Raw genomic sequence first — 7,760 nt, forward strand, 5'->3', positions numbered from 1 at the left:
ACAAACGCCTTCACCCTACTAAAGGTGAAGGCTTTTAAAAAAGTACGTACAACTGACTTGATTGCCAAACATATCATAATACTTTTTTCTACAACATTCAACAAAAAACTATTATTAATTTGATTCTTCTTTATAATCACAAGATGTACACTGTACTTGTACACCCTTTTTCGACTTCTTCTCAACGAGTAGCTGCTGACATTTTGGACAAGGACGACTGATTGGCTTATCCCAAGAAATAAATTCGCATTCCGGATATCGATTACATCCATAAAACATTCGTTTCTTTTTGCTTTTCCGTTCGACAATTTGTCCTTCATGACAAGTTGGACAAGTAACCCCAATCTCCTTCACTATCGCCTTTGTATTACGACAGTCTGGGAAGTTGGAGCAAGCCATAAATTTTCCATAACGCCCCATTTTGTACACCATGTCATGACCACATTTTTCGCAAGTTTCTCCAGCTGGTTCATCCTTAATTTCAACTTCCTTCATTTCCTCTTCAGCAACGAGAAGTCGTTTTTCAAACCCTTGATAAAAATCATCAATAATTTGAACCCAGCGATGATTCCCTTCTTCAATCGAATCTAAATCAGTCTCCATCTTAGCTGTAAATTCTACATCTAAAATTTCCGGGAAAAATTCAACGATTAAATGCAGTACAATTTCTCCAAGCTCAGTCGGAATGAATCGCTTCTCCTCTAAGGCTACATATCCTCTACGCTGAATCGTATCCAATGTTGGGGCATATGTAGACGGGCGACCGATCCCTAGCTCCTCCATCGTTTTTACAAGCCTTGCTTCCGTATATCGAGGCGGCGGCTGGGTGAAATGTTGATGAGGTTCAATGTCTTCTTTAGAAACGACTCCACCTTCCTCTAAGTCCGGTAATAATCGATCTTCTTCTTTTTTACCGTCATCATTTCCTTCAATATACACTTTCATAAAACCAGGAAATTTCAACTTGGAACCTGTCGCTCGAAAGATAACTCCTTGATTCGTTAGATCAACGCTCATCGTATCCATAACTGCTGGAGCCATTTCACTTGCCACAAGGCGTTCCCAAATTAATTTATATAGTCGTAATTGATCTCTAGATAAATACGCCTTTACATCTTTTGGCTCATAAAATACGGATGTTGGACGAATCGCTTCATGGGCATCTTGAGCATTAGAACCCTTTTTATCGACCCTTTTCCCTTGTCGTAAAAATTCTTTCCCATAGTTTTTTTCAATAAATTCTTTTGATTCCGTTTGAGCCGTTTCCGAAATTCTTGTAGAATCGGTACGCATATACGTAATTAACCCGACCGTTCCTTCTTTTCCTAGGTCAATTCCTTCATATAGCTGTTGAGCAATCATCATTGTCTTTCTTGCTCGAAAGTTTAACTTTCTTGCTGCTTCCTGCTGAAGAGAAGATGTCGTAAATGGGGCAACCGGGTTACGCTTTCGCTCCTTCTTACTAACAGAAGAAATATCAAATTCTTTCCCTTTGATTTTCTTTAAGACAGTTTGCACTTCTTCTTCAGAGGCTAAACTTTTTTTCTTTCCATCGACACCATAAAACTTCGCATCAAATGTTTCATCATCCATTTTGAATTGACCTTCAATGCTCCAATATTCTTCCGGTTTAAACTCTTGGATTTCTTTTTCACGCTCGATGATCATTTTGACGGCAACCGATTGGACACGGCCAGCACTTAATCCTTTTTTCACTTTTTTCCATAGAAGTGGACTAATATTATAACCAACTAATCGATCCAAAATCCGACGTGCTTGCTGAGCATCAACTAAATCCATATTTATTTTTCTTGGGGTTTTAAACGCATCTTTAATCGCTTGTTTAGTAATTTCATTAAAGACGACACGACAATCTGAATTTGGGTCTATCCCCAAACTATGAGCTAAATGCCATGCGATCGCTTCCCCTTCACGATCGGGGTCAGCCGCTAAATAAATTTTTTTCACTTTTTTTGCTGCGGTCTTTAATTCTTTTAATACGGGTCCTTTACCTCGAATTGTTATATAACGTGGTTCGAAGTCTTCTTTCACATCTACTCCCATTTGACTTTTAGGTAAGTCTCTTACATGACCCATTGAAGCTTTCACAATGTATTTTTTTCCTAAATACTTTCCAATGGTCTTTGCTTTGGCGGGAGATTCTACGATTACTAAATAATCGGCCATATTGCAACTCCCTCTCTCGAAGATAAAATGTAAATCTTCCTCATTATTAAACAGACTTTCTTATTTTGTCAAACTGTACTTTTGTATTTTCCTGTTTTAAATCCACTTTTTATCCTTTCTTCACTATCTTAGACACTATTTATATAGTAGAAACTCGTCAAATATCGACAGATGGCAATTCATTTAAAATATCGTTTGCATTAAGAGCAAGTTTGGCTCCCTGCTGAATTAAATAATTTGTTCCTAATGATTGGGATTCATAGATAGGGCCAGGTACAGCAAATACTTCCCTCCCTTGCTCTAAAGCCTGATCAGCTGTAATTAAAGAACCACTTTTTTCCTTTGCTTCAACCACAATGACCCCATAGGAAAGGCCACTTATGATTCGATTCCTCGCTGGAAACTGCCACTTTGTCGGCGGACAATAAGGAGGATACTCACTTATAACAAGTTGTTCTTTTTTAATATATTCATATAATGACAGATTTTCTTTTGGGTAAGGGTGAAAGAATCCAGAACCTAAAACGGCAATCGTTGTCCCTCCAGCCCTTATCGTAGCTTGGTGGGCTATTGCATCAATCCCTTTTGCCAATCCACTAATAATCGTCCAGTTTTGTTCAATAAGTGGGGGCAATAACAGAGCAATACTCCTTTTCCCTAAAGCTGTTGGTTGCCTCGTCCCAACAGCTGCTATCATTTTCTTTTTTAATAGCTCCTTTTTTCCAATTGTATATAAGACAAGTGGCGGATCATATATTTCTTTTAATAATAAGGGATAGTCTTCATCTATCAACGTAATCGCTTCGATTTGATGTTTTGCCAAAAATTCCGCAACCTGTTCTGGAGCAAAACGATGATAATCTTCATAAAAATGAGCAGCTTGTTTTGGGGAGAAGCGATAGATGTGCTGGAGGTCGTGGACACTTAAGGTAGGTAATTGCTCCAATTGAGGATCCTTTTCTAAAATTTTAATACATTTTGTGCTCGATACTCCTCGACAAAAATGTAGATGAATGATTTTTTGACGAATTTGTGACAATCTTTCACAACCTTTCAAAAATTAAATGACACGGAGAAAAATGAAGATTTAGCAGAAGGAAATAGAGAGGATAAAGCGATAGTAGAACCGTTAAATAAAGCCACTGTTATACAACAAATGGAGTTTCAATCATTACTTTTTTCGACATAACGAATGAAATTCCTGCTTATTTCGTGCTGAGCAACATCTAGAAGTGGAGATTATTGTACAGAAAGGCGAGCTATTTCGGTTTCTTCCTGGCACTTTTCTATTTTAAGCCGAGCCTCCTCCATTTTGTTCGCATAAAAAAAGCTATCCACACAAGGTTTTATTAACCTTACCGGATAGCTTCCATTTGAGTATGACTAAGATTAGCATTTTAAGCCGCTCTTATTTCGAATAAAAAAGCTTATTTCGTTACCTCATGTGTAATGCACTTTTCGTAAAGACCTTTTTCTTTTAGAACAGAAATCAAAGTCTCTCCCATAACAGAAGGAGTTTCAGCAACCTTCACACCGCAACTCTCAAGCGTTTTGATCTTTTCAGATGCTGTACCCTTACCACCTGAAATAATCGCACCAGCGTGGCCCATACGTTTCCCTGGAGGGGCTGTTTGACCACCGATGAAACCAACAACAGGTTTTGTCATGTTCTCTTTAATCCATTCAGCTGCTTCTTCTTCAGCTGTTCCACCAATTTCACCAATCATGATGACCGCATATGTGTCTGGATCTTCATTAAATAGGTTTAAAACATCGATAAAGTTCGTTCCATTTACTGGGTCTCCACCGATACCAACGGCACTTGATTGACCAATGCCTTCTGTTGATAATTGATGTACCGCCTCATACGTAAGCGTACCAGAACGAGAAACAACTCCGACATGACCTTTTTTGTGAATATAACCAGGCATGATCCCAATTTTGCACTCCTCAGGCGTGATAACACCTGGGCAGTTAGGTCCGATTAAACGAGTTTTCTTCCCTTCCATATAACGTTTAACAGAAACCATGTCCATTACAGGGATTCCCTCTGTAATACAAATCGCTAAATCTAATTCAGCGTCAACCGCTTCCATAATAGAATCTGCTGCAAATGCAGGTGGTACATAAATAACTGACGCATTCGCACCCGTTGCTGCAACCGCTTCAGAAACCGTATTAAATACCGGGATTCCCTCTACTTCCGTTCCACCTTTACCAGGCGTTACTCCACCAACGATATTTGTACCGTACTCAACAGCTTGTTGTGTATGGAATAAACCTGTTTTACCTGTAATCCCTTGAACAATAACCTTTGTATCTTTGTTTATAAGGATACTCATTTCTTTCGTCCCGCCTTTCTATTTAACTAGAGATACGATTTTTTGTGCGCCATCAGCCATTGAATCAGCAGCTGTAATGTTTAAACCTGATTCACTTAAAATTTTCTTACCTAAATCAACGTTTGTTCCTTCTAAACGTACAACTAAAGGAATCTCTAAACCAACTTGTTTCGTTGCTGCTACAACACCTTCTGCAATGATGTCACACTTCATGATACCACCAAAGATGTTAACGAAAATTCCTTTAACTTTGTCATCAGATAAGATAATTTTGAAAGCTTCTGTTACCTTCTCAGCTGTCGCACCGCCCCCAACATCAAGGAAGTTAGCCGGGTCGCCATTATAATGTTTAATAATGTCCATCGTTGCCATCGCAAGTCCAGCACCATTAACCATACAACCGATGTTTCCATCTAATGCGATATAGCTTAAATCGTATTTAGAAGCTTCGATTTCTTTTTCATCTTCTTCCTCTAAATCACGGAAAGCAAGAACTTCTTTTTGACGGTAAAGAGCATTAGAATCAAAGTTTAACTTTGCATCTAGTGCCATTACCTTTCCATCTCCAGTTGTGACAAGTGGGTTAATTTCAGCAATCGAAGCATCGTTATCAACAAATGCTTTATATAAGCCCATCATGAACTTAACCGCTTGTCCAACTAATTCTTTCGGAATATTAATATTAAAAGCAATTCTTCTTGCTTGATATCCTTGTAACCCTACCGCTGGATCAATGATCTCTTTGAAGATTTTTTCAGGAGTCGCTTCTGCCACTTCCTCAATTTCTGTTCCACCTTCTTCAGAAGCCATTAAAACGATACGGGATGTAGCACGATCTAATACAAGTCCTACATAATATTCTTTCTTAATATCGCAGCCTTCTTCAATAAGTAAGCGCTTTACTTCTTTACCTTCAGGGCCCGTTTGATGAGTAACTAATGTCTTTCCTAAAATCTCATTAGCGTATGTACGAACTTCATCAAGGTTTTTGGCAACCTTAACGCCACCTGCTTTACCACGTCCACCTGCATGGATTTGAGCTTTTACTACATTTACTTGCGTACCTAACTCTTTGGCAGCTTCTACTGCTTCGTCTACAGAAAATGCCACTTTACCATTTGGAACTGCTACTCCATATTGACGAAGGAGTTCTTTTCCTTGATATTCATGGATATTCATTCTCTCCAGCCTCCTATCGGTAACATAAATTGTTTCCTATTCAACCATTTTACTGACGATTGATTAGAACCATATTCATTTTAGCATTATTAGAATTATTTGTGGAGGATTTTATTCAATAAATCGACAAATTCTTTTGTATTATAAGAATATTGATGTTCCTTTTGAATAAAAAACCGCTTCACAAAACCTTTTCCTCCCTCTTGTTAAGGATAAAAAATATAATGATCTGAAAATAAAAGAAATCCATAGAGAGACATCTCCACGGATTTCATATAATTATAATCTTAAGCGGAAGCGTTGGATCTTTCCTGATGCTGTTTTTGGTAAATCATCAATAAACTCAATTTCTCGTGGGTATTTATAAGGGGCTAAATGCTCCTTTACATATAGTCTTAATTCATCTTTTAACATTTCCGTTCCTTCAATCCCAGATTTTAAAACGATATACGCTTTAGGATACACGAGTTGATTCACGGTCTCTTTCCCAACAACCGCTACTTCTAGAACTTTTGGATGTTGAAAAAGGATGTTTTCAATTTCAATAGGTGAAACCCAGATTCCCCCTACCTTTAGCATGTCATCCGATCGTCCTGAATACCAAAAATAACCGTTTTCATCTAGATAATACTTATCCCCTGTGTGCATCCATTCACCATAAAACTTGCGCTGATTTTCTTTTCTGTTACACCAATATCCCCCTGTTAAGCTTTCCCCTTTAATAACAAGATCACCAACCTCATTCGGTCCTAACTCGATCGATTGGTCATTCAAAATTTTCGCTTCGTAACCTGGCACTATTTTTCCGGTGCTCCCAGGTTGAATATCACCGATCCGGTTAGATAAAAAAATATGCAATGCCTCAGTTGAGCCAATACCATCTAAAATATCTAGCTGAAAAACCTCTTTCCATTTATTGTAGAAAGAAGCTGGCAAAGCTTCCCCCGCTGAGACACAGACTCGAATAGACGACAAATCAGGGACGATCCCTGTTTGCTCGACATAGTTCAACATTGCTCCATATAAGGTAGGGACACCAAAAAAAATAGTCGGCTTCGCTTTTTCGATTTGTTCAAAAATCTTATCTGGTTTCGGTCTCTCACTCATCAAAACCGTTGTTCCCCCAACTCCTAATGGAAAATACATCCCATTCCCTAACCCATAAGCAAAAAATAATTTAGAAGCCGAGAACGTTATATCATCCTCTGTCATGTTTAATATGTTTTTCGCATAATTTTCTAAAGCCGCCTCCATATTTTTTTGTTGATGGATGACTCCTTTTGGTTTGCCTGTACTCCCGGAACTATAAAGCCAAAACCCTGGATCTTCTGCCGCACTCTGATAAGTTTGACATTCCTTGGAACCTGTATTTAGAAACTGATAAAAATCAAGTTCTTCATGAGCTTCTGTCCCTTTTGCATCGATGACAATCACATGTTTTAAATAAATAAATCGCTCTTTATTTCCTTTCATGTTTTGCCAAACCTCTGACTCTACGACGAGAACCTTCGCCCGACTATCATTTAATAAATATTCATAATCCTGTGCAGGCAACATCGTATTCACCGGAATCGGTACTGCACCGATTTTCATTGCTCCGTAAAAAGTAACAATAAACTCGGCTGAATCGTAAGCTAATAACAGAACTCGATTTTCACTCTCAACATGAATTTTTTTGAAAGCGTCACCAATTTGATTAACACTCGTTAAGAGTTCGTTGTACGTAAGGCTTTTATCATCAGAATAAATCGCGACTTTTTCCCCTAAACCTTTTTGAACATTCTCCTCAATAAAACGGTTTGTTGCATTATAGTGCTCCTTAACCCCAACAAAATTTAATGCATGTGAATCGATCATTTATTTCCCTCCAGTTGAAAAAATGATACGTCTCTACCCGTTTAAATTCAGGAAAATCAAGGTAAAAACAATCGTTTTTACCTTAGATTCACCTTTTCACAACATTTGATGGCACTTATTTCCCAGACCAGTCAGCTGGACGTTTTTCAATAAAAGCACTTAAGCCTTCTTGGGCATCCTCCGAGCGGAATAAAA

Annotated in this window: 5 protein-coding genes; all 5 read right to left on the bottom strand. The window is 38.2% G+C overall.

The features are described from left to right. Positions 1–114: 114 nt before the first annotated feature. Entirely contained in the window at positions 115–2,187 is a 2,073-nt protein-coding gene (topA, locus tag BALCAV_RS05385) for a type I DNA topoisomerase (RefSeq protein WP_003320692.1), read from the bottom strand. Positions 2,188–2,344: 157 nt separating this feature from the next. Beyond that, positions 2,345–3,226: a DNA-processing protein DprA gene (gene dprA / locus BALCAV_RS05390; RefSeq protein ID WP_003320693.1), complete on the bottom strand. Its 882-nt coding sequence runs from the start codon at positions 3,224–3,226 to the stop codon at positions 2,345–2,347. 388 nt (positions 3,227–3,614) lie between these two features. After that, the gene (gene sucD, locus BALCAV_RS05395; protein WP_003320694.1) at positions 3,615–4,529 is read right to left on the bottom strand and encodes a succinate--CoA ligase subunit alpha; all 915 of its coding nucleotides are present in this window, start codon (positions 4,527–4,529) and stop codon (positions 3,615–3,617) included. Between the two features lie 18 nt (positions 4,530–4,547). Continuing rightward, complete coding sequence (gene sucC, locus BALCAV_RS05400; RefSeq protein ID WP_003320695.1) at positions 4,548–5,708, bottom strand: ADP-forming succinate--CoA ligase subunit beta; 1,161 nt, start codon at positions 5,706–5,708, stop codon at positions 4,548–4,550. 279 nt (positions 5,709–5,987) lie between these two features. Continuing rightward, a complete protein-coding gene (locus tag BALCAV_RS05405) occupies positions 5,988–7,565 on the bottom strand; it encodes a benzoate-CoA ligase family protein (RefSeq protein WP_003320696.1) in 1,578 nt (525 codons plus the stop codon). Between the last annotated feature and the right edge of the window lie 195 nt (positions 7,566–7,760).

This window comes from Alkalihalobacillus alcalophilus ATCC 27647 = CGMCC 1.3604 (genome assembly GCF_000292245.2).
In the GTDB taxonomy this organism is placed as follows: Bacteria; Bacillota; Bacilli; order Bacillales; family Bacillaceae_D; genus Alkalihalobacillus; species Alkalihalobacillus alcalophilus.

Excerpts from the sequence above, each read along its gene's own strand:
- topA (WP_003320692.1), bottom strand. The coding sequence starts at position 2,187 with ATGGCCGATTATTTAGTAATCGTAGAATCTCCCGCCAAAGCAAAGACC.
- sucD (WP_003320694.1), bottom strand. The coding sequence starts at position 4,529 with ATGAGTATCCTTATAAACAAAGATACAAAGGTTATTGTTCAAGGGATT.
- sucC (WP_003320695.1), bottom strand. The coding sequence starts at position 5,708 with ATGAATATCCATGAATATCAAGGAAAAGAACTCCTTCGTCAATATGGA.
- BALCAV_RS05405 (WP_003320696.1), bottom strand. The coding sequence starts at position 7,565 with ATGATCGATTCACATGCATTAAATTTTGTTGGGGTTAAGGAGCACTAT.